Genomic DNA, 22,282 nt, shown 5'->3' with positions numbered 1-22,282 from the left:
GAAATTTATTATGAAAGTTTACATCATCGGAGCAGGACCGGGCGATCCTGAACTAATAACGATAAAAGGGGCAAAACGGATCGAAACGAGTCCTATCGTACTCTACACCGGTTCTCTAGTTCCAGCAAAAGTGATCGGCATGGCAAATCCTGATGCAAAAATAATCGATTCTTCCGGTATGACATTGGATGAAATCATCCAAGTTTTAAAGGAAGCTTTCGAAAAAGACCAGGACGTGGCAAGAGTTCATACGGGCGATCCTGCGATTTTCGGATCGACGGCGGAGCAGATGCGAAGAATGGACGAATTAGGAATTCCTTATGAAATCATTCCCGGGGTTTCCTCTTTTACCGCGGCCGCGGCAGCTTTAAACAAGGAACTTACTCTTCCCGAAATATCGCAAACAGTCATTATCACTAGAGCGGAAGGTCGAACGCCGATGCCTCCAAAAGAAAAATTGGAAGTTTTAGCTCAATCGGGCGCAACTCTTGTCTTTTTCTTGAGCGCACTTCTGCTTAGAAAAATTACAGAGCGACTTATCCCTTATTACGGTGAAGATTGCCCCGTTGCCGTAGTTCAAAAGGCATCCTGGCCGGAGCAGAAAATCGTATTGGGAACGTTATCCGATATTTCGGAGAAAGCTAAAGCGGAAAAAATCAACGCAACAGCAATCGTCTTTGTCGGACGAGTTTTGGACTGCCACGACTTTGCGGATTCTCGATTGTATTCCCCCGATTTTTCCCATAAATTTAGGAAGAAAACGAAATCACCGAATCATGTTCCGATCGATTCATCTCTACCGGGTTAAGTATGGAAATTTCGGCTAAAGAACGTCGCGGATTAATGATCGTTAATACTGGCGAAGGTAAAGGGAAAACCACCGCAGCATTGGGAATGATATTCAGATCTCTCGGAAGAGGTATGCGCTGCGGGATAGTTCAGTTCATTAAGGGAAAGTGGGAAACGGGCGAGAGAAAATTCGCAAAAAAAATTCCAGGATTGGATTTTTATGTCATGGGACTCGGATTCACATGGGATAGCGAAGATCTGGATAAGGATAAAAAGGCGGCTCTCGCAGCTTGGGAATTATCAAAAAAAATGATATTAGGCGGAGAGCACGCGTTAGTCGTCCTAGATGAAATTACCTATGCCTTTCATTTCGGATGGATAAGCGTCCGGGAAGCCTCCGACGTATTCGAAGCGCGACCTACTCACGTTCATATTGTTCTAACGGGAAGAAATTGCCCGGAACTCCTACTTGAGCAGGCGGATCTCGTAAGCAAGATCGAAGCAGTCAAGCATCCGTTTCATAAAGGGATAAAAGCCCAGGCTGGAATCGACTTTTAAGAGGACAATTGGAAAAATTACCGAACATTCCCAGAATCCTGATTGCCGGCTCCGGCAGCGGCGTCGGAAAAACAACAACGGTGCTCGCGTTATCTCAAGCTTTCAAAAGACGAGGCATGAAGGTTTCGACGTTCAAGTGCGGACCCGATTATCTAGATCCGACATATCACACTCTAGTCGCCGGAGTCGCTTGTCAGAACTTAGACGGTTGGTTGATGGGTCGAGAAGCAGTATTAAAAACTTTTCAAGCAGCCAGTGCCGGAAGCGATATTGCGATAATAGAAGGAGTCATGGGTCTCTTCGACGGTGCATCGCCCATAGGAGAAGCGGGATCAAGCGCTGAAATCGCTAAATGGTTGGAGGCGCCAACCCTAATCGTATTAAATGCCGGCGGAATGGCTCGCACAGTCGCTGCCCTCGCCATAGGATTAAAGAATTTTGATGCGAATTTAGAAGTCAGCGGAGTGATTACCAATTTCATAGGTAGCCATGGGCATCGAGAAATTTTGAGCTCCGCGCTGGATCCTTTTCTTCCTTTGGTAGGAGGATTTCCCAAGTCTCCGAATTACTCCTTTCCGGAAAGACATTTGGGACTCCATAGCGCGCAAGAAGCCGGGATAGAAGATAGCAAGCTCGCTTATTGGGGTGATTTATGCGAAACTTGGTTTGATTTGGATAAAATCTGGGCGATTGCTTCTGAAAAACTGTACACGCCTATCACTCTTGAGTCGGAAACAGGTCGACCCAACAATTCATATAAATGCAGAATCGGATTTGCGAAAGATAATGCATTCCATTTCTATTATGAAGATAATTTGCGAAGATTGAAGATGGCCGGTGCGGAGTTAATTCCCTTCTCCCCGATTTCGGATTCTAAGCTTCCGCAAATAGACGGCATTTATATCGGAGGCGGTTATCCCGAACTGTTTGCCTCCGAACTATCGACTAATAAAACCCTTTTAATGGAAATTCATGAATTAGGAATGAAAGGGCTGCCAATATACGCGGAATGCGGTGGACTTATGTATTTGTCGGAAGAGATCGAAACCCTAAACGGTGATTCGTTTCCGATGGTCGGATTGATTCCGGCTAAAGTAAGAATGCATGAGAAATTACAGGCTCTAGGTTATACGGAAGTCAGTATCGAAGGGTCATCCGTGCTCGGTCCCGCTGGGACGAGATTTCGAGGTCATCAATTCCGTTATTCGAACTTAGAGATTAAGCAGGATAAAAACGTAAAACTACTTTATAAAATTCGAAAAAGAAAAGGCGAAACGACTTCTTTAGAAGGATATTCGGATCGAAACATATTAGGTTCTTATGTTCATGCACACTGGGCATCCAATCCGAGCATCCCTGAAAATTTCGTTGCTGCTTGTGCGAGAAAGTCATCTTGAAATCTCTCGAACTTGAACAATCTACAATTAAGACGGACGGAACTTGGTTAGATATCGACCTGCAAGAAATGCATTCGGCGTTAAGCTGGACGGTCTTAGGCGGAGGTTGGACACGAACGAGGAGCGCAACCTGGCTCAGAGTTTCGAATGAAGATCTCCCCCCTGGGTTAAACCCGACCGAGCATTATAGAAATCGACTTATCGAAACCGGACGAGAGATAAATAGCATAGGTTTTTTAACTAGCGCTTCTCTATTCGCTTATACGGAAAGAATTTGTAGATTTGAAAAACTATGGGTCCGCTGCGTCTCGACTGTCGGTTTAGGAAATGCGGTACGGGTCGGAGAACCCCATCTCTTCCATGAAAATTATGGCACAATCAATCTGCTCGTTCAAACCTCAGTTCCTTTAAATTTATCCGCATCTATCGAGGCCGTTTCAATTGCTACCGAAGCAAGAACACTCGCCATTTTGGAAGGAAACGTTCAAAGTATTTCAGGATTTCAACCTGCTACCGGAACCGGAACTGATTGCATCGGAATCGTATCTCCTGAGGCGAAGGAATGTCATATTTACGCGGGAAAACATACCGATATCGGCCATTTAATCGGAAGCTCTGCCTACCAAGCCGTGCAAGTCGGAGTAGAAAAATGGAAACTGGCAAACAAGGTAAGCACAGGTACAATGTGAAACGTTCTCTTTTTCTAATACGCCATCCACAGATCGATAATGACCAGAAGAATTGCTTTCCCGGAAACGATGGTCGACGACTCTCTCCGGACGGAAAAAAAGAGGCTCAAAGGATAGGCGCTGAACTTTTAGAATATATAAACGTAGATGAAACTCTCTTTATAGTAAGCGCCATGCAATGCTGCGTCGAAACTTGGAAAAGTATGGAGTTTGAATACAAGAATTCGGCGATGTTTTTAAACGAATTAGAGGAACTTAATTTCGGAATATGGAAAAACCGTTCTTTCGGAGAGATGCATCGTTCATATCCGGAAAATTTCCGTCGATTTGCCGAGTTCGATCCGACTCTTGCTTTTCCGGAAGGCGAAAAAATTTCTTCTTTTCTGAAAAGGGTTCATGGAGTTAAGGAAATAATCTTAAACGAGTTTTCCCTTAGATCTAATATCGTTCTGATATCGCACGGAGGAATTTTGTCCGTTCTTCTCTGCATTCTTTTAGAACTCGCACCGAGCGAATACATAAAGTTTCGATTATTTAGCGGCTCCTGCTCAATTTTAGAAATCTATAGTAACGGAACTGCTTCACTCATCGGCTTAAATAAATGGGGGAGACACTCGGAGGGAGAATGGCCGACATAAGCTTCATAACCGGCGGTTGCCGAAGCGGAAAAAGCCGATTTGCATTAGAAAATAGCAATGCACTTACTGGTAGCAAAATCTTTGTAGCAACCTGTCCCAAAATCGACGATGAAATGGACCAAAGAATCCAAAAGCATCGGGAAGAAAGAAAAGACCAAAATTGGGAAACGATAGAAGAACCTTTAGAATTATATAACGTATTTCGTAATCTTTCATCGAAGGAATCAAAAGTCGTATTGGTTGATTGCCTAAGCCTTTGGATCAATAACCTATTGTTCAAATACCAAAACGAGAATCGCGTCTTGGACGAATCCTTGATTCGGGAAGCGACAGTAAAATTTTTGAATGCTGCCCGCTCAAGTTTTCCAGGCAAAGTGATTTTTGTATCGAATGAAATCGGATTGGGCGTGGTTCCTGAATCACCCTTAATCAGAATTTATAGGGACTTACTGGGGACCTGCAACCAAATCGTCGCAGCGGAGGCGGACGAAGTCTTTCTTCTGATAAGCGGAATTCCGATTAAACTAAAGCAGGTGGAGGCTTAACCGAAATGGAAGAATCCAACTCACGAACTCATGGAGGCAACATCGATAGCCTCGCCAAACGACTCGCTTGTAGTCGCGAAGAGATCCTCGATTTTTCGGCCAACTTAAATCCTCTAGGATTTCCCGATTGGCTCCGCCCGTTAATTAATTCGCAAATCAGCAATCTCGCCTATTATCCGGATATCGGATACGAATCCGTCAAAAACGCCGTTGAAACCGGATGGGGAATCCCGGCGAACGAACTCGTTTTGGGAAACGGTGCATCCGAGCTTTTAACCTTCCTCCCTAAAATTATGGAATTTGAATACGCAATTCTGCCGGTTCCTAGTTATTCCGATTATGAAAGAGTCCTGCAAAAAAACTCGATCCGATTCGAATATCTTGAATCGCAAAAAGAAGCAAATTTCGATTTGGATTACGATCGGTTAGAAGCGCTTATTAAATCCGATTCCGAAAAAAATAAATTAATCATATTAGGACATCCGAATAATCCAACCGGTCGGCTCCTAAATAATACGAAGATTGAAAATTTAGCGAGAAGATATCCGGACACTTTCTGGATAATCGACGAATCCTTTCTAGATTTCTGCACGGGAGCCGAATCTTTTAGAAAGAACCGCCCCCGCAACATGGCGATCTTATGGTCCTTAACGAAAATATTATCGATTCCTGGATTGAGGGCGGGAATGTGCATTGCGGATTCGAACATTTGTGAAAGATTAACCGATTTACTTCCACCTTGGTCCTTAAATCGATTAGCGGCGTCAGTTATCGAGAAAGCCGCGGAAGATCCGAAATTTTTCGAACAATCTAGAAATTTACTCGATCGACTGAAAAAACCCTTCTTCGAACAATTGAATTCAATTTCACAGCTGACTGTTTTTCCTAGTGAAACGAACTTCTTTCTCATTAAATTATCTTCGCCAGAAGTTTCCGTTACCGATTTAAAGGAAAAATTATTAGAAAAATATAAAATATCAATTCGCGATTGCGAAAAGATTCCTGGACTTGGATCCGGCTTTTTCCGTCTTGCCATTCGGAATGAAGATGATAATCGCTTCTTAATTCAAGCGCTTCTGGAAATTCTCAAGTTGCCTTCCGTTTTTACCGCGTGTCTCCGCAAAAAGCCCGCTCTAATGATACAAGGAACCGCGTCGAACGTCGGAAAAAGTTTAATAACAGCCGCTTTCTGTCGAATATTGAGACAAGATGGAATTCGCGTCGCACCTTTTAAATCCCAAAACATGGCTTTGAATTCCTTCGTGACAGTCGATGGATTAGAGATCGGACGAGCTCAAGCTTTGCAGGCGCAAGCAGCTGGAGTTCCTGCGGATGTCAGAATGAATCCGGTTTTACTGAAACCTTCTAGCGAAAAGGATTCGCAAGTTATCCTTAACGGAAAGCCGCTAGCAGCGATGGATTTTCGCGACTATACCAATTTCAAGCCGAAAGCCTTCGAGCAGGTAATGCGATCCTACGATTCGCTTTCCGACGAATTCGAGGTAATCGTGTTAGAAGGAGCAGGTAGCGTTTCCGAAGTGAACCTAAAAGGAAACGACATCGTGAATATGAGAATGGCGCAATATGCTCAGGCCAAAGTGCTGTTGGTCGGGAACATAGATCACGGAGGAGTCTTTGGAGCTTTGGTGGGCTCCTTGGAGACAATGGCGGAATGGGAAAGAAAATTAGTTTCAGGATTTATAATAAATCGTTTCCGGGGAATTCCTGAACTATTGAATCCTGGAATTCAGTATTTGAAAACATATACGAATAAACCCGTATTTGGAATTATTCCGCATTTCGAAGGATTGGGTTTGCCGGAAGAAGATTCCTTAGAATTCAAGTCGGGAAATTTAAGCGATGAATCCCCCTTAAGAAATAGGATCGATATAGCTCTAATCGATACTCCGAGAATTTCCAATCATACCGACGCCGATGCTTTACGATTGGAGGAAGATGTTCGATTGAGAATCGTAAAATCCGCCCAAGAATTAGGCAGCCCGGATGTGCTAATCCTCCCGGGAAGTAAGAACGTTGCCTCCGATATGCATTACTTAAGAACTTCAGGGTTCTCGGAAAAAATCCTCAAAATGTCCCGGGACGGTGTTACGGAAATCGTCGGAATTTGCGGCGGTTATCAGATATTGGGAACAAAAATACACGATCCCTATAAAATCGAATCCGCGTCCGTAACTACTAACGGGCTCAGCCTGTTACCGATCGAAACTACATTAGAAAAAGAAAAAATTCTCAAGCAGGTAAGCGGAAAGCACTTGCCTTCCGAGAAGGAAGTTTACGGATACGAAATCCATCACGGAAACACCGAAGTAAAAGATTCGATTCCCACCGTAATCGTATCTCACGATGGAATCCATTTAGGACACTCTAATCAAAACGGAAGGGTCTGGGGAACTTACGTCCATGGCATTTTTGATGCCGACGAATTTCGTCGCTCCTTTCTCGATAAAATTAGACTTCGAAAGGGAATGCAAGTATTAGGCGGGATTACCGTAAAATACGAATTGGAATCGAGCTTAGAACGGCTTGCAATGGGAGTCCGAAATTCGGTAAATATAAATGAAATTTACCGATTACTTGGGTTAAAATGACATTCGAAATAGTAATCGTAGCCTCGGTTCTTGCGGATTTAATTTTCGGCGATCCTCGTTGGATGCCCCATCCGGTTCGGTGGATCGGAAAATTTTCAAGATTTATCGAAAAGTTTTCTCGGAGCCGTTTTCGCTCTCCCTTCTGGGCCGGAGTATTCGCTTCTTGTAGCGTTTATTTGTTTTCCTTCTCGATTCCCTATGCAATAGGTAAGGTGATCGCGAATTTCAGCTCGATTGCGGAGTCTATATTTTCTATTTTCATAATATATACTACCATCGCCCTTCGTGATTTATTGAACCACAGCAAAGCGGTCTATAATGCGTTACGGTCCGAGGACCTATCAATCGCGAGGGAAAAAGTGTCTTTAATCGTAGGAAGAGATACCCAAAATTTATCGCGCCCGGAAATCGTTCGTGCATGCGTGGAAAGCGTTGCGGAAAGTTTGGTCGACGGGGTGACTGCTCCTTTATTTTTCGCGATATTCGGAGGGCCGGCTTGGGCCGTTCTATATAAATCCGTAAATACGCTGGATTCTCTATTCGGTCACAAGAACCAATTGTACGAAAAATTCGGAACTTTCCCCGCTAGAGTCGATGACTGCGCCAATTTTCTACCGGCGCGACTGACCGCTCCGTTTGTGTCCTTGACCTCGGTTATTTTATTCATGAATCCCGTTCGATCTTTTCGAATTCTACTTCGAGACGGTAGGAAACATCCAAGCCCTAATTCCGGTTTGTCGGAGGCAGCCGTTGCAGGAGCATTGGGAATCAGATTAGGAGGAATAAACTATTATCAAGGAATCAAAAGTGAAAAACCCTTCTTAGGAGATGCAAAAGAATCCTTATCCTCCGTTCATATACTGCAGGCCAATCGAATCATTTTTATAACCTCGATTCTCTGCGGTATATTCTTCTTAGTTACACATCGCTTAATCGAAAGCATTTAGCGTATACGGAAAACAAAAATTGAACCCGAAAGATTCGATTTCTCTTTTTGTATTTCGGCACGCCGAAACTGACTGGAATGCGGAAGGTAGGCTTCAAGGCCAACTGAACACTTCTTTATCCACTAAAGGTCGAAACCAAATTAAATCCATTTTTGATAAATTAAGATATTACGAAATAGATATTTTATACAGTAGCGACTTATTGCGCGCTCTACAAACCGCGTCCCCTTTGGCTTCCGAATTAGAAATTCCCTTATTTTTCGATTCTCGTCTGCGAGAGGTCAATCTTGGCGCAGCGCAAGGGATGTTGATTTCCGAAATCGACGATAAATTCGGAAAGGATACCTGGTCGAATTGGAAAAGTTCGGAATCCAGATGGGAAACGCTAAATTTTCCCGACGGTGAACGAAAGAAAGACGTAGATCGGCGCATTTATTCATTTTTACGGGATTTATTCCGAACGCAAAATCGAAACCGAATTGCAATATGCACGCACGGATATTGGATTTATAGAATGTTCTATCTTTTGGAATCAAGATCGGAAGAAAATATTTTGAATTGCGAAGTTCACAAGATCCTTATCAACAAAGAGAATTTTCTAAAGCTCGAGTCATAAGCCGCCATTCGGATGCTCGGTTATCTTCATATCCCAAATTAATAAGCGAATATAAATCGAAAAATTAACGATTCAATATATCGATCGTAAGGTCGAAGCGGACCTAACATAGAACATAAATTAGGCGTTTCGATTTTTTTTCGGATCGACTTTGATCGGATTCCGATAAATCATTTTGTCTGGATTGTTATGCGAAGTAATTAAATTCTATCGAAAAATCATGGACTTTCGCAAGTTTTGAGATAATTTATTCGTGTGGGATCTTATCTAAGAATTGTCTCGATCGCAATTCTATTCGGAATTAGCGTGAGTCGATGCGACAAGCATTCCAATCATGGGCATGCTTTATCATTGATCCAGCCCATGACTTCGTGTCTTAACTCTCCGGCAATTACCAAAGGCGGCACGCCGGTCGCTGGTTCCTCTCCAGGTCATTATTTCTATTACTACACGGGTAACGGAACGACGGACTTGATTTCTTTCACTTCGAATCCCTCGGGGAGCGGCGCGGGTCTTTACATAGGAAATTCGAATTCTACCGTCACGGGGGGTAATTATGGCACGCCGTCCAATTTTACGGTATACGGACAGTCTGCGCCGTTTACACAATCGATTCAAACGGACAAGGGAAGTTTCAGGTGTTTTTTAATCGTTATTCCCTATGACCATTTATCTTTTTCCCTTAAGATTCAGTAAGAAGGCATTTAGTTTCCCTAAAGTCGATCCCGCCGCAATAAAAAGCCTGAATAAACGAAACAAAATGTTCAGAATTACAGGGTAAGGAAATTTCAGTCCGCGGATAAGATATTACCGGCTAAAATTAAGACGTCCGATTTAATATGGCCGGCAATTCCGGAAAGATTATATTTTTCTAATTCTCTTAACGTATCCAACGGATGATTTGTCCCTAACGTCCATTCCCCTTTCGTATTTTCGAGGACGTTTAAGAGATTCCAAAAACCGATCGATCACGGTTTTCGTAGGTATCTCCCATTCATGGCTAAAGACCGGCTCTTGCTCTCCGAGTATCGAACCTTGTCCCGGACCTTCGAAAGGTTATTCGCTCATTTTTTTCAATTCTTCGATTCCGGGTAAATTGGAAAGATCGGGAACGATTACGATTTCTATCCGGCGATTTGCCATACGGTTTTCCGCGGTCGTATTCGAAACTGCAGGTCTCGACGAACCCATCGAAGCGGCGCTAATTCTGTCGTCGGGCATTCCCGCCTTAACCATAGTATGTAAAACGTTCAGCGCTCTTGCGGACGCGAGTTCCCAATTCGTGTATCCCTTAATTCCTGTGGGAATGTCATCAGTGTGTCCCTCGACTTGAAATCGGCGACCTTCCAAAGAAGCTAAAATACCGGTAACTTCCTTAATCGCATCCGTACCTTTAGGCGAAAGACTCGCAGAACCGGGAGGAAATAGAATATCGGAAGATAAGACGACCACCATTCTACCGTCTACGATTCTAATTTTCAGCTTTCCGGCATCGATCATGCTCTTGAAGCTAGCAAGGAGATTCTTATACTCCATGACACGATGCTGGGTTTCCTCTTGCAGACGCTTCATATCGTCCATCGAACGAAGTAGGCCTAGTTTATCCTTTTCCATCGCCTCTAAATCCTTCGATTTACGCGAATATGCTTCTTGAAGGGAGTCATACTTAGATTGTGTGACGCAATATTGGGATGATAAAATGATAAATATCGGAATAAATAAGAAATTTCTTTTAGATTTCATGGCCTTTCCTTTAAATGCATTTGTGCGCCGAACTATAACGCACTATTAAACTATCGATCATTCCTTTAAATTTCTGAGACATTCTAATAGGAAATCGCGTTTGCGAGGGAAAAAATCTGGCAATAAACAAGCATAAGGGTTAGTCTGATCCGTAAGTATGCATCATTCTTTATTAGAACCGGTCCGAATCGGAATCTTTCCTTTTCTACTGATATTGGCGCTTTTTTTAAGTGTAGAATCTCCTGCGCAAACTACGCCGGCCGGGACGTCCGTGCATCCTAAGGAATCATTAACCGGCGGGCCTCCGACTTTAAAAAAACTAGTCGAAGACGTAAGAGCCACTTTAAAAGAGCGAGGCTATACGTTAGACAAAAAGTCTCAGTTTACCGGCTCCGTTTTCAAAGGAAGTTCGGTGATTTTTAAACTGCAATTTCCCGAAGGCAAAGATAGAAAAATAATTCGCAAGCTCGGAATCGGCCTTGCACACGAAATTCCCGACGAAGCGGTGATGGTCCAAATTTTCATTTCGGATTCTCAGGACCGAAAACTTTCTCCTTTATATACAGGACTTGCGGAGACGTCTTTTATTTATGAATGGGAGGCGAGGTATGGGGAAAACCACTTTTTGATAGAAATCCGTTTAGAAGAATCGGAGTCTAACGTTGCCAACTTCGAACTTTTATTCGGAAGCGAGCTATACACTCCTTCCGCGGCTTTCGGACGGGAAGAAAAGGACCAAAACCTCAATCTCCCTCAATCTCCCGGTACGAAGCAGCCCGGACTGGAAGGTCGGCCGCAGGGAACCAATGAAGTCCGAAACTACTTTGAAGTTTTCAAGAAAGAATTCTAACTAGATAGAGGTTCTGGATGAAAAACTCTTATTTTTCTCCAAGATAACGGCGTTGAAGCTTTAATAATTTGTTATTGAATTGCGAAAATCGGGTATTTGTTGTAGCGTAGACTATAGGCCCGAAAGCTACGACGGGTTTAACCGAGCGGGCTCGCAATCGAACGAGTACAAAAAAACAAAAACACTCGGGAAATATCCTCGAAAAAGAGGTCTGGATCAGTGAAGAAAAAGGATGGTAGCCCGGTCTACCCGATAAATGGAAATTTTAGAAACTCTCGGGAAAGAATTCTGGAGGGGGCAGCGATCGCGTTTGCTCGAAAGGGTTTCCACGGAACCTCGCTACGTGAAATCAGTAGAGAATGCGGATTAGAACAACCTAGTATTTATCACCATTTTCATTCGAAGGAAAACCTATTTCGGAAAGCTCTCGTCGCAACACACTTGATGATTTTAAACGGGATTCGGAGTCGAATCGTTAAAGAAAACGGGTTACGGGAAGAAGTGGTTTCCGTCTTCCAAGCGATCATAGATATCGCCCGAGAATTTCCCGAAAGAACTCGTCTACCGTTCAGTCTAGTTTATTCCGCCCCCGAAAATCTTGTTTTAGAATACACAAATCATTATGGAGCACAGTATAGAAAATTGTTAGAAGCTGCGGCAACCCGTAACCCCCCCAGCAAACGACCCGACTTAAAATTATCTTTATTAGTGGATCTACTTCATAGTCTTATACTTTCCATCGCGTCCGAACGCTTTTTTGAAGACCGAGTCAAAGGAATCGAAGAAAGAATCGATTTTATTTTATCGACCAATTAGTTTCCGATCAAAAAGAACCCGGGAAATTCGTCGATGCCGGGTAAAAAATCCTTCATTTTTTGGTCGTATCCCAGATCGATACGGTTTTTCTGGTCCGCATGAGCGCACCTGAAATCGTACCGATCGGTCAACTTCCTCCATTGGGAGTTGTCCCTAAAAAAATGCATGCACAGGTTATCCGTCCTGACAGGTTCGGAGATCCGATAAAATCCATTCAACCCGAAGAAATCGACGTCCCTGAAATTGCCCCCGATGAAGTTTTAGTCGCGGTAATGGCGGCAGGTATCAACTATAATAATGTTTGGGCCGCACTCGGATATCCCGTAAACGTAATCGGAGCCAGAAATAAAAAAGGGGAACCCGAACCCTTTCATATCGGCGGTTCGGACGCTTCAGGTATCGTATATAAAATCGGATCCGACGTAAAGAATGTGAAAGTAGGAGACGAAGTAGTCGTTCATTGCGGGATGTGGGATCGTAACGATCCTTGGGTTAAGTCAGGAAATGATCCTATGTTCGCTCCGTCCCAAATCATCTGGGGATACGAATCAAACTGGGGGTCCTTCGCACAATTTTGTAAGGTTCAAGATCATCAATGTTTACCTAGACCGAAACATCTTAGCTGGGAAGCTTCTGCAGCCTATATGCTGGTCGGCGCAACCGCTTACCGAATGCTTCACAACTGGAAACCGAACGACGTAAAACCAGGCGATGTCGTTCTTATTTGGGGAGGCGCCGGAGGCCTAGGCGCTATGGCGATTCAAATCGTAAAGGCCGCAGGTGGAGTTCCCATCGCAGTCGTATCTTCGGATGATAAAATTGATTTTTGTAAAAACCTAGGCGCTGCCGGCGTAATCAACAGAAATCATTTCAAACACTGGGGCGCCTTGACCTCTGAAATCAATAAGCCGGAAGTATTTGCGGAATGGACTAAAAACGCACGCGAATTCGGTAAGGCAATCTGGGACATAGCCGGAAAAGGGAAAAATCCAAAAATCGTCTTCGAACATCCTGGCGAATCCACTATTCCGACTTCCGTATTTGTTTGCGAGACGGGAGGAATGGTCGTAATTTGCGCCGGAACTACCGGTTTTAATGCCACTGTAGACCTTCGTTATCTTTGGATGAGGCAAAAACGATTGCAAGGATCCCACTTTGCGAACGACGAAAATTCCGCCGGACTCAATCAATTGGTCATCGATAAGAAAGTCGACCCTGTTCTCGCTCAAACATTTACGTTTGATGAAACAGCTAAGGCGCATCAGTTGATGAAGGAAAATAAGCATCCTGCCGGAAATATGAGTATTCTTGTGGGAGCCGCTAAGCCCGGATTAGGAATCAAGTAAGGAATCTTTTTCCACAGAATCAAAACTTTCTCGCGGAGGAAATCTGCGAGAAAGTTTTCGAAGCCGATGAAAAACCTAAATTATCCGCTTAAAAATCAACCATGAAGGCAATTCGTCTTTCTTCCTTTGGCAAGGAAAACCTCTCTCTCGTAGAAATACCGGATCCGGAAAAGCCGGGTCCCGGAGAGGTGTTGGTTCGATTCCGTGCAGCCTCCTTAAACTTCCGAGATTATTTGGTAATCGAAGGTAAATACAATCCTAAGTTCCCAGTCCCTATGATTCCTTGTAGTGACGGCGCCGGGGAAATAATAGAAATCGGCGAAAACGTTACAGATTTTAAAACCGGAGATAAAATCAACGCGACCTTTGCCCCCAATTGGATCAGCGGTCCTGCGACAAAGAAAGAACTTCGCACTACGTTAGGCGGTCCTTTGGATGGAACTCTACGAGAATACGCTATTTTACCGGCCACCGGTATCGTTCCGATGCCTTCGCATCTAAGTTTCGATGAAGCCGCCACACTTCCCTGTGCTGCATTAACCGCCTGGTCCTCCTTCTTCGTAGAAAACAAAGTTAAGCCGGGAGAATCGGTTTTAGTTCAAGGAACCGGCGGAGTTTCCTTGTTCGCGTTGCAATTTGCAAAGATGGTCGGTGCGACGGTCTACCTAACATCTTCTTCCGAGGAAAAGATATCTCGAGGAAAAGCATTGGGAGCCGACTATGGAATCAATTATAAGGAGCTTCCCAAATGGGGAGAAGTAATTCGAGACCTAACGGGGGGAGAAGGAGTCGATCATGTCGTCGAAGTAGGAGGTGCCGGAACGTTAGAGCAGTCCGTGAAAGCCGTTAAACTATTCGGTACGATTCATTTAATCGGTATTCTTGCCGGCTCCATTAAGGATTTGAATCTACTTCCGCTTGTCATGAATCAAATAAAAGTCCAAGGAATCGTAGTAGGGCATCGGAAGGCTTTCTTGGAGATGAATCGCGCGATTCAAAACGTCGGCCTTCGCCCGGTAATCGATTCTGTCTTTCCGATGGAGGAATTCCGACAAGCGTTGGATACTCTTAAAAACGGCGCCCATTTCGGTAAGATTGTCATTCGAATCTCATAGCGATCGTCCGTTTCAATTCAAACTTAGGTTCCGACTCCGATTCGATGAACGGAAATACGAAGAAGAGAAACCCGATCGAATATTCTTCAATTTAAAGATCATTCGCTAATTTTACTCGATGGAAGCGAGATTAAATATTCGGAACCCTTCACGAGATTCCGTTTCCATCTAAGACAAAAATTCAAGTCATACCCGAAAAGAGATACCGCGGAGTAAGAAAAACTTTCCGAGCAAATTAGAGATATTCGCCTCATTGCCTTTTTCGAAAATCCCCTCCCCATAAATTATAATTGAGAAATAAGTAAAAAGAACGGAAAGTAAGCGGGCAATCCCGGAGCTTTCACTCACCTAAAATGCTTTCAAATTGCCTTCTTTGCAAAACTTAAAATGCATTTTTATATAACAATTGTTCTTAAAATAAATTAATTTTATATCAAACGTATTATTTAAGAAGTTTTTTTCGAACGTTTTCTCTTGACAATCCCGACGATCAGTTTAGAGTAAAAAACCTCGCTCTATACCGAGTGATACATAGAAAAAGCGAACAAACACAAAGCGAATCTCAATCTGAGACAAAAGAGAATAGTGAAGAGAAAAGAGGTAACATTCCATGCGTAAACTAGGACTATCAGTATTGATCCTGTTTATTTTTAGCGGCTCGTTGTTCGCATCAGGCGGAGGATCATCTTCCAAACCACTCGCTGGGGCCTATCCGATTATCCTTTCCCACGGTCTTTTTGGCTGGGGAACCGATTCATCAGGCATAATCAGCATTATCAGCTATTGGGGAGGAATGGATACCTATCTTACCTCACAAGGCGCAACGGTGTATGCTCCTACAAAAACTGCGGCACAGTCTAACGAAACTCGCGGAGTAGAGTTAGCTAACAAAATCAACGTTTATATGGCAGCCAACGGGTTCTCGAAAGTTCATATCTTAGGTCACTCCCAAGGTGGACTGGATAGCCGTTATGCTATTTCTAATCTTGGTCTTTCTTCCAAAGTATCGACTTTAACCACTTTGAACACACCGCACCGAGGATCTCCAATTGCGGACATAGTTAATGCAGTTCTACCTGACTGGATTAAACCTTTCGTGAACGCGGTTTTGGGCGTTGTGGTACAATTAGTTTATGGCGGCGGACAACAAAACGCTCTTGCAGCATTGGGATCTTTGACGACCTCCGGAACAGCTGCATTCAATAGCCGTACACCTGATGCTTCTGCAGTGAGATATTATTCTTACGGATCTTATATCACTATTCCTGATCTTATCCAACACCCGTTAATGGGTATTCTCCAACCTGCTTGCGCTGCCGGCGGTTTGTTCAATGGACAAGGTGCAACTTGCGACGGTCTCGTTCCTTATTCTTCACTTAAATGGGGAACGTTTAACGGCGGTCCAAGTTATGGAATCTTGACTACGGGAGTGGACCACCTGGAAGCTTCCAACACTTTGAATTCAGGTAAGCCTTGGTATGATGTTGAGGGTTATTTCTTGAAAATGGCTCAAAACGCGAAATCTCACCAATAATCGTTTAGTTAGAATTCTCAAAATTGAAACCGGGAGTTTCCGAAAGGACTCTCGGTTTTTTTATTTTTACTTGGTTTTTCCCGTTTTACAATAAATCTTATCCGCTTATGCAAGAAGATTCCGCTAAATTTGCGATTCTCGGCTCAGGAAGCATCGGAACGTACATTGGAGCGCATTTAGTCAACGCTGGATTTCCCGTCGTCTTTGTGGGAAGAGAACGAAATCGAAAGGAAATCCAGTTGTTCGGTTTAGGAATTTCCGATTTTAGCGGAAAGTTTTTTTCCATCCCTCCCAATAAGATCGAGTATGCGACCGATCTAAAGGAAGTCCGAGGCGCTTCCATCTTCTTAGTGACCGTTAAAAGCAGAGATACGAAAGAATTAGGTCATGCCCTAAATAAACATTTGTCTTCCGCCGAAAAGGAAAAAGCGATCATAGTTAGCTTTCAAAATGGCGTAAAAAATAAGTCCTTACTTTACGAATCGATTCCGCACTTAGGAGAAAGAATTCTTGCCGGAATGGTTCCTTTCAACGTAATCGCAAAAGGAAAAGGACAGTTCCATCGAGGAACGAGCGGAGACTTGGTCGTTCAGGAAAATCAATACGGAAGAAAAATCGTAGATTATCTTAGAGTCGCCGGACTCTCTGCGGGAACTCATCCGAACATGGATGGAGTTCTTTGGGGAAAACTTCTCATTAATCTGAATAATAGCCTGAACGCTCTGTCCGGTATTCCGTTAAGAGAAGAACTTTCTCTGCGTGGATATCGTCGGATTCTTGCTGCAATGATTTCGGAAGGTTTTGAAGTCTTAAAACTTGCGGGATTACGACCTAGCAGGGCTGGGAAAATGATACCTCAGCTCGCACCGCTAATATTAAAATTACCTGATTGCCTCTTTTTCAAAGCCGCCGCCAGTATGGTAAAAATAGATCCCGAAGCTCGCTCTTCCATGTGGGAAGATCTAAATCAAGGACGACCGACCGAAATCGATACGTTAAACGGAGAGATATTAAAATTGGCGGACAAAGTCGGACACGGCGCTCCGATTAATAGGGCTATAGTGGCCCTAGTTCGCGAGGCCGAAAAAAATCCGAAATCCTTGCAATATACTCCTGAAACTCTCATCGCGAGACTTGGGTTAAAATGTTAAATTAAGGAAACTTAAACCCCTTCTTTTTGATTTAAGGATGGCCTAGCCGAAAAGAGACCGATGTCCTTTCTTACGTGAAGCTCTTCCCATTCCTTGAGAGTAATTCCTTCTTTTTCCGCAAGTGTAGAACGATATGAGTTCAAGAGTCGATACGTAAGAGGATATCCGATAATTGCGGAAGGCAGGCCCACTACGAAACCTCCCACAAACATAGGAAGTCCCATCTTATCCAATAAGAATACCGACCAATACCATAAGCCGGATAGGAAATCCATCGATTCGGATCTAGCCATCACTTCGTATATTACCTTAAAATCCAATTCGACAGAAGCTATTCCGAAGGCCATCAGCGCATACTTACCTAATATATAAAATAAGTAATAGAAAAACGGGAGAGTGACCGGATTCGTGATCCAAATCATTGCGATCGCGATCGGCAAATAAAAACGGATGCGAAAGATCCGTAAAATAACCCAAGTTGCAAAGCCCAGATACATCTGGATTCCGATTAAAGGAGTCATCGACCAAAGTAAGCCGATCGAAGTTCCTAGACTGACTTCATTTACCGGAGCATGCGACTCTTGAAATGGAAGTATAATTTGCTTATGTACGATTCGCGCCAAGGCGGCTAAATATTTCATTATTTTCCTACGTTATGGGAGTGAAGAAGCAGCTTTTGAATATTGCTCCCATGCTTTTGCATATTCTTTCTTTGCCGGAAACAGTTCGAAGGCTTTCTTTGCCGACACGGCTGCCGCTCGAGGATTTTTTTCCCATTCAAATTGTAATTTTGCTAATAAATAATACGTTTCCGCTTTTAGAATCAAATCTCTATAAGGAGTTTTTAAACCTTTCTCCAAATAATCTTTGGATGATTTTCGATCTCCCTGCAAAAGGGTAGTCAATCCCAGGCCGAAATAAGCGGAGCCATCCTGCTTCGCTTCCAACGCTTTTTTATACTCCGATATCGCTTCGGAACGCCGATTTTGACGAAGCAATAGATTCCCGGAATCCACCCGTAAGATGGATACGGCTTCAAAATCCTTTTGTGCTTCGGCTGCGTTTAAAGCTTTTTGAAAATTCGATTCGGCTTTAGCATACTGTTTTCGTTGCTGCTGAATCAACCCGATGCCCCGCTGACAATCGTAGGAATCCGGATTTTCCTTTAGACAAAGTTTATATTCTTTTTCGGCTTGATCATCGTCTTTTCTTAAATACTGAATCCAACCGCGGAGATAATGTATTTGATCCGTCTTTCCGGACTGCTCCGCGTGTGCTTTAGCCTTTTCGATCGACTCACCTATATGAGCGGAATCCAATAAATCCCTGATTTCGAGAATTGGAGGATCCTCTTTATCCGTACAGGACGAAAAAAGAAACGATAAGGAAAGAAGGAAGATTATTTGTAACTTGATCATGAGAGTCGTATTATTATCGTCTTTGTTCGTTTCCAAGCAGATCGCGCAAGAACTCATCTGAGATTCTATTCTTCCCGGTTTCTGTGGCAATCCCTAAATCGTGAACTTCATTTCGGAATGATTAAAGCTGGAGCCATTTTTTTTACGATGTCCCGACCTTCGGCGATCGCTTCTTTCCCTCTATGAAATTCCATCAATCCGATATAACGCAAACGAGGAGCGAGCAAAATATCCGGCGGATCGCCCGCCATCCGACTCCGAGTAATACGAATTTGCATGATATTTATGCTTTTCGATACCACTTCCATGATCCCGGGTTTTTCGTCTTTTTCTTCTTTAAGCCGCTCGTCCAAATCGCTTCCCCAAAATTTCGAAGTCCAGGATCGCCAGCGAGACGTCGACTCGGTAGAAATTTCTTTTTTATCTTCCTCTTCTCTCTTTTCCAAAAGATCCTGATTTAAATCGACGGCAATGACATAATCCGCCCCCATCGCTCTGCAGAGCGAAACTGGAACGGGATTTACTAAGCCTCCGTCAACAAGCCATCGAGCATCTTTTAAAACCGGCGTAAAAATACCCGGCAAAGAAATCGAAGCCCGAACGGCTTCAAAGATAGACCCATCTCGAATCCAAACCTCAATTCCGGTATCAAGATCCGTCGCAACGGCGCCGTAAGGAAGAGCTAATTCATGAATCTCGGCGTCTCTGAATTCTTGGGCAAAGAAATCGAATAGTTTCTTTCCTCGAATTAATCCCCCTCCGAACGTCCAATCCATAAACCCTAGGATATCCTTCCACTCAAGACTCTCGACCCAACTTTCGAGGGCAGGTAGCTTTCCGGCGGAATAAAACGCGCCGACTAACGAGCCGATCGAGGTCCCGCAAACTATATCCGGGCGTATTCCGAGATTCTCCAACTCTTGTATTACCCCGATATGCGACCAACCTCTGGCGGAACCGCTTCCGAGCGCTAGTCCAATTTTTCGATTTCCGTTATTTCCCATTACTGCCTCAAATCTCACCGAAAACTATCATACGGTGTCATCTTTCCACGGTTTTTTCCATAACTTATAGTATTAAAACTCTGAAAAAAAACGTCTTCTTACTAAGTGAAACTTTGCAAACAGCGAAGCGTATTATACCACCGTCTATTAAACGCAGATGGAGCAATCAATTGAAAATAGAATTCGAAAAATTTCGGATGTAAAAAGATTCTGAATATCTTCGGATAAAAACAGAATTTAGCAATAATTTCTTTCCTATCGATAAGAAACCTATATTCATGTTAGGTGGAGAAAGGTTGACTCATTCTCGATAGGGAACGGAGGATGGTTCTAGGTATCCTTACCTCATGCACATATCAAAGTACTTATTCTTTCTATTAGGACCGATCGGATTCCTAATTTTTCTTCTTACGCTGACTCCGTCGCACAAGGAAGAAAATATTCGTGCTTACCAAGGCAGTATCGATCTGCGGGGTATTCACGACGCTTCTTCAGGCCCCGTCGATCTATCCGGCGAATGGGAATTTTTTTGGAGCCAAGAAGCCGGGAAGGTTTTGGAGACATTCCGTAGCAAGATTACCGTACCTGGCGCGTGGAATCGAGAAACTGAAATTCATTCTTCCTATGAAAAAATCGGATACGGAACCTACCGGCTGCGAATTTTAATCCCGGACGTATGGGTCGGGAAAGTGTTAACGGTAGGACTCGGTTCCATCCAGACCTCTTATAGACTTTATATCGATGGAGCTATCCTGGGAGAATCAGGAGTTCCCTTGCCTTCCGCAAAGGAGACGATACCTAGAGTTCAACCCAAGTTTTTTTCGTTCATTGCACCTTCCAACGTAGTTTCCCTCGAGATTTTCGTTTCCAATAATTATTCCAGACAAGGAGGGATCATATCACCCGTTCGCATCGGTCCTGCGGAAGTCATGCAAGGCTATCGAACTCGGTCGATTTTTTCGGACATATTCGCATTCGCAAGCCTCTTAATCATGGGGCTCTATCATATTTCCTTATATCTTTATTTGCGATCCAGCAAGGCCCCTCTTTATTTCGGTTTTATGAGCTTAGTTATCAGCATTCGGACCTTAGTCACGAATGCGAAACTTCTCATGGAGTTTTTCCCTTCCCTGCCGCAGACCGCCATCCAAATGCTGGATCAAATTCCTTTAATCGTAAGTGTTCCATTCTATTTGTTGTTCTTTCGGACGACCTTCGAACCGTATGTTTCGAAAACATTCGTTAGGGCCGCGATTGTGGTTTCCACGGCCTTTACAGTAGCGACACTATTCGGATCCTTGGCCTTTAACAGCGAAAAGATAATGTATTTCCATATCTTCATGGGATTTAGTATATTATATGTTTTGTATGTTATCTATACGATCGATTTCGATAAGGAAAGTAATTCGGCGTATATTCTTTATGGAACCGGTCTATTATTCTTAGGAATCGGTATCGATTTATTTTATACCTACGTGCTGAAAGTCTCCGCGTACGAAGTTTCGCACTTTGCGCTAGTATTCTTCGTTTTCTTGCAATCTTTGGTAATCGCATCGGACAGATCATCCAAGTATAAGGAAGCGAAAATCCTTACCGAAGATCTTCAAACGATGAACTTGGAATTATTCGAGATGAAGGAAAAGCTTGTACAAAAGGTCGAAGATAGGACAAAAACTCTCAACGATACTCTGCAGCAAATCAATCGCGAATTGGAAATCGCACAAAACGTTCAGCGAAAGATTCTAACTCCTCCCGATCGGGAGATCTCCGGAATTCGGTTCGAATATGTGTACAAACCGTTGGAAAAAGTCGGCGGAGACTTCCTCGATATTTCGGAAGTTAAGCCCGGGAAAGTCAGAGTTCTATTAGCGGACGCCGTCGGACACGGTGTACAGGCCAGCTTGATGACTATGGCGCTGAAGACCGAATATGAGGAACTAAAGAAACTGGAATGCCCGACACAAGTTTTAAAAGAATTGAACGGAAGGTTTTTGCGAAAGTTCGATACGCTTGAAAGTATCTTTCCCTGCTTCGTTGCGGACATTTTTTTGGAAAGCAACGAACTTCTTTATGCATCCGCCGGACACCCCGATCAAGTTCTGATTAAACCGGACGGAACCTATGAACTCCTGCATAAGACGGGTCCTATTCTCGGCCTATTTGATGACTTGGAAATTCAGTTCAATACGTTCCCATTTCCCGTCGGTAGCCGCCTCCTTCTTTTCTCTGACGGACTTATAGAAAACCGGAGAAAGGAAAATCGCTGGAGCACTGTGGATTCAATCGCGATCAAAGCGACGTCTATGGCCTCTTCGAATTTACAGGAACTTTTGGAGGCGCTGGTGGTGATGGAGGAACGTTCTCGGGGAGACGAGCAACGATACGACGATATTACGATTATCGCAATCGAATCGACTCAGGATCGAGTAGCGCAATCCCCTCCCTTAATCGAAACTTCTCGTTAAACCGATTTTGAATTTCCCTCCTTCACTCAAGGAAAGGTTTTCCCTCTTACGG

The 22,282-nt window shown here is 43.6% G+C and carries 21 protein-coding genes; 17 read left to right on the top strand and 4 right to left on the bottom strand.

The features are described from left to right. Nucleotides 1-10: 10 nt before the first annotated feature. The 10 genes from cobM (at nucleotide 11) to LEP1GSC058_RS15675 (ending at nucleotide 9,484) form a co-directional block, all read left to right on the top strand. Complete coding sequence (gene cobM, locus LEP1GSC058_RS15720; RefSeq protein ID WP_016549673.1) at nucleotides 11-808, top strand: precorrin-4 C(11)-methyltransferase; 798 nt, start codon at nucleotides 11-13, stop codon at nucleotides 806-808. Nucleotides 809-810: 2 nt separating this feature from the next. Then, entirely contained in the window at nucleotides 811-1,347 is a 537-nt protein-coding gene (gene cobO, locus LEP1GSC058_RS15715; protein ID WP_016550623.1) for a cob(I)yrinic acid a,c-diamide adenosyltransferase, read from the top strand. Between the two features lie 8 nt (nucleotides 1,348-1,355). Then, nucleotides 1,356-2,744, top strand: coding sequence for a cobyrinate a,c-diamide synthase (locus LEP1GSC058_RS15710; protein ID WP_016550883.1), 1,389 nt, complete (start codon nucleotides 1,356-1,358; stop codon nucleotides 2,742-2,744). Continuing rightward, nucleotides 2,741-3,433 carry an adenosylcobinamide amidohydrolase gene (locus LEP1GSC058_RS15705; RefSeq protein WP_016549440.1) on the top strand — a complete coding sequence of 231 codons (693 nt, stop codon included), beginning with the start codon at nucleotides 2,741-2,743 and terminating at the stop codon, nucleotides 3,431-3,433. The genes LEP1GSC058_RS15710 and LEP1GSC058_RS15705 overlap by 4 nt, the downstream gene beginning before the upstream one ends. Then, nucleotides 3,394-4,071: a histidine phosphatase family protein gene (locus tag LEP1GSC058_RS15700; RefSeq protein WP_156860695.1), complete on the top strand. Its 678-nt coding sequence runs from the start codon at nucleotides 3,394-3,396 to the stop codon at nucleotides 4,069-4,071. The genes LEP1GSC058_RS15705 and LEP1GSC058_RS15700 overlap by 40 nt, the downstream gene beginning before the upstream one ends. Then, nucleotides 4,059-4,616: a bifunctional adenosylcobinamide kinase/adenosylcobinamide-phosphate guanylyltransferase gene (gene cobU, locus LEP1GSC058_RS15695; RefSeq protein WP_016550184.1), complete on the top strand. Its 558-nt coding sequence runs from the start codon at nucleotides 4,059-4,061 to the stop codon at nucleotides 4,614-4,616. The genes LEP1GSC058_RS15700 and cobU overlap by 13 nt, the downstream gene beginning before the upstream one ends. A gap of 5 nt (nucleotides 4,617-4,621) precedes the next feature. Then, a complete protein-coding gene (locus tag LEP1GSC058_RS15690; protein WP_016550140.1) occupies nucleotides 4,622-7,225 on the top strand; it encodes a cobyric acid synthase in 2,604 nt (867 codons plus the stop codon). Further along, complete coding sequence (cbiB, locus tag LEP1GSC058_RS15685) at nucleotides 7,222-8,172, top strand: adenosylcobinamide-phosphate synthase CbiB (protein ID WP_016550884.1); 951 nt, start codon at nucleotides 7,222-7,224, stop codon at nucleotides 8,170-8,172. Before LEP1GSC058_RS15690 ends, cbiB begins: the two co-directional genes overlap by 4 nt. Nucleotides 8,173-8,191: 19 nt before the next feature. Then, the gene (locus LEP1GSC058_RS15680) at nucleotides 8,192-8,788 is read left to right on the top strand and encodes a histidine phosphatase family protein (RefSeq protein ID WP_016550888.1); all 597 of its coding nucleotides are present in this window, start codon (nucleotides 8,192-8,194) and stop codon (nucleotides 8,786-8,788) included. Between the two features lie 306 nt (nucleotides 8,789-9,094). Beyond that, complete coding sequence (locus LEP1GSC058_RS15675; protein ID WP_232224712.1) at nucleotides 9,095-9,484, top strand: hypothetical protein; 390 nt, start codon at nucleotides 9,095-9,097, stop codon at nucleotides 9,482-9,484. A 360-nt stretch (nucleotides 9,485-9,844) separates the two neighbouring features. Here LEP1GSC058_RS15675 and LEP1GSC058_RS15670 read toward each other — a convergent pair whose 3' ends face one another. Next, a complete protein-coding gene (locus LEP1GSC058_RS15670) occupies nucleotides 9,845-10,531 on the bottom strand; it encodes an OmpA/MotB family protein (RefSeq protein ID WP_016550508.1) in 687 nt (228 codons plus the stop codon). Between the two features lie 157 nt (nucleotides 10,532-10,688). On the opposite strand from LEP1GSC058_RS15670, the gene LEP1GSC058_RS15665 reads away from it, so the two are divergent. The 6 genes from LEP1GSC058_RS15665 to LEP1GSC058_RS15640 all read left to right on the top strand — a co-directional run bounded on the left by LEP1GSC058_RS15665 (nucleotide 10,689) and on the right by LEP1GSC058_RS15640 (nucleotide 17,343). Then, nucleotides 10,689-11,381: a hypothetical protein gene (locus tag LEP1GSC058_RS15665; RefSeq protein ID WP_016550567.1), complete on the top strand. Its 693-nt coding sequence runs from the start codon at nucleotides 10,689-10,691 to the stop codon at nucleotides 11,379-11,381. 219 nt (nucleotides 11,382-11,600) lie between these two features. Further along, entirely contained in the window at nucleotides 11,601-12,197 is a 597-nt protein-coding gene (locus tag LEP1GSC058_RS15660) for a TetR/AcrR family transcriptional regulator (protein ID WP_016549924.1), read from the top strand. Nucleotides 12,198-12,295: 98 nt separating this feature from the next. Beyond that, complete coding sequence (ccrA, locus tag LEP1GSC058_RS15655; RefSeq protein WP_039948711.1) at nucleotides 12,296-13,543, top strand: crotonyl-CoA carboxylase/reductase; 1,248 nt, start codon at nucleotides 12,296-12,298, stop codon at nucleotides 13,541-13,543. Nucleotides 13,544-13,644: 101 nt separating this feature from the next. Then, nucleotides 13,645-14,658: a zinc-dependent alcohol dehydrogenase family protein gene (locus tag LEP1GSC058_RS15650; RefSeq protein WP_016550143.1), complete on the top strand. Its 1,014-nt coding sequence runs from the start codon at nucleotides 13,645-13,647 to the stop codon at nucleotides 14,656-14,658. A gap of 610 nt (nucleotides 14,659-15,268) precedes the next feature. Then, nucleotides 15,269-16,192, top strand: coding sequence for an esterase/lipase family protein (locus tag LEP1GSC058_RS15645; RefSeq protein WP_016550513.1), 924 nt, complete (start codon nucleotides 15,269-15,271; stop codon nucleotides 16,190-16,192). A gap of 107 nt (nucleotides 16,193-16,299) precedes the next feature. Continuing rightward, nucleotides 16,300-17,343 carry a 2-dehydropantoate 2-reductase gene (locus LEP1GSC058_RS15640; RefSeq protein WP_039948710.1) on the top strand — a complete coding sequence of 348 codons (1,044 nt, stop codon included), beginning with the start codon at nucleotides 16,300-16,302 and terminating at the stop codon, nucleotides 17,341-17,343. An 11-nt stretch (nucleotides 17,344-17,354) separates the two neighbouring features. On the opposite strand, the gene LEP1GSC058_RS15635 is transcribed toward LEP1GSC058_RS15640, so the two are convergent. The 3 genes from LEP1GSC058_RS15635 to rssA are packed head-to-tail and all read right to left on the bottom strand — an operon-like array spanning nucleotide 17,355 to nucleotide 19,765. Beyond that, entirely contained in the window at nucleotides 17,355-17,984 is a 630-nt protein-coding gene (locus LEP1GSC058_RS15635) for a DUF2062 domain-containing protein (protein WP_016550302.1), read from the bottom strand. A 12-nt stretch (nucleotides 17,985-17,996) separates the two neighbouring features. Next, nucleotides 17,997-18,851, bottom strand: a complete 855-nt coding sequence (locus tag LEP1GSC058_RS15630; protein ID WP_016549944.1) for a tetratricopeptide repeat protein — start codon at nucleotides 18,849-18,851, stop codon at nucleotides 17,997-17,999. A 17-nt stretch (nucleotides 18,852-18,868) separates the two neighbouring features. Then, nucleotides 18,869-19,765 carry a patatin-like phospholipase RssA gene (rssA, locus tag LEP1GSC058_RS15625; RefSeq protein WP_016549793.1) on the bottom strand — a complete coding sequence of 299 codons (897 nt, stop codon included), beginning with the start codon at nucleotides 19,763-19,765 and terminating at the stop codon, nucleotides 18,869-18,871. Nucleotides 19,766-20,112: 347 nt separating this feature from the next. Between rssA and LEP1GSC058_RS15620 the strand changes: the two genes are divergently transcribed. After that, entirely contained in the window at nucleotides 20,113-22,230 is a 2,118-nt protein-coding gene (locus LEP1GSC058_RS15620) for a PP2C family protein-serine/threonine phosphatase (RefSeq protein WP_016550683.1), read from the top strand. Nucleotides 22,231-22,282: the final 52 nt, after the last annotated feature.

Source organism: Leptospira fainei serovar Hurstbridge str. BUT 6 (genome assembly GCF_000306235.2).
In the GTDB taxonomy this organism is placed as follows: domain Bacteria; phylum Spirochaetota; class Leptospiria; order Leptospirales; family Leptospiraceae; genus Leptospira_B; species Leptospira_B fainei.
The sequence above is the reverse complement of the archived record's forward strand: the minus strand, read 5'-3'. Positions and strand labels throughout refer to the sequence as shown.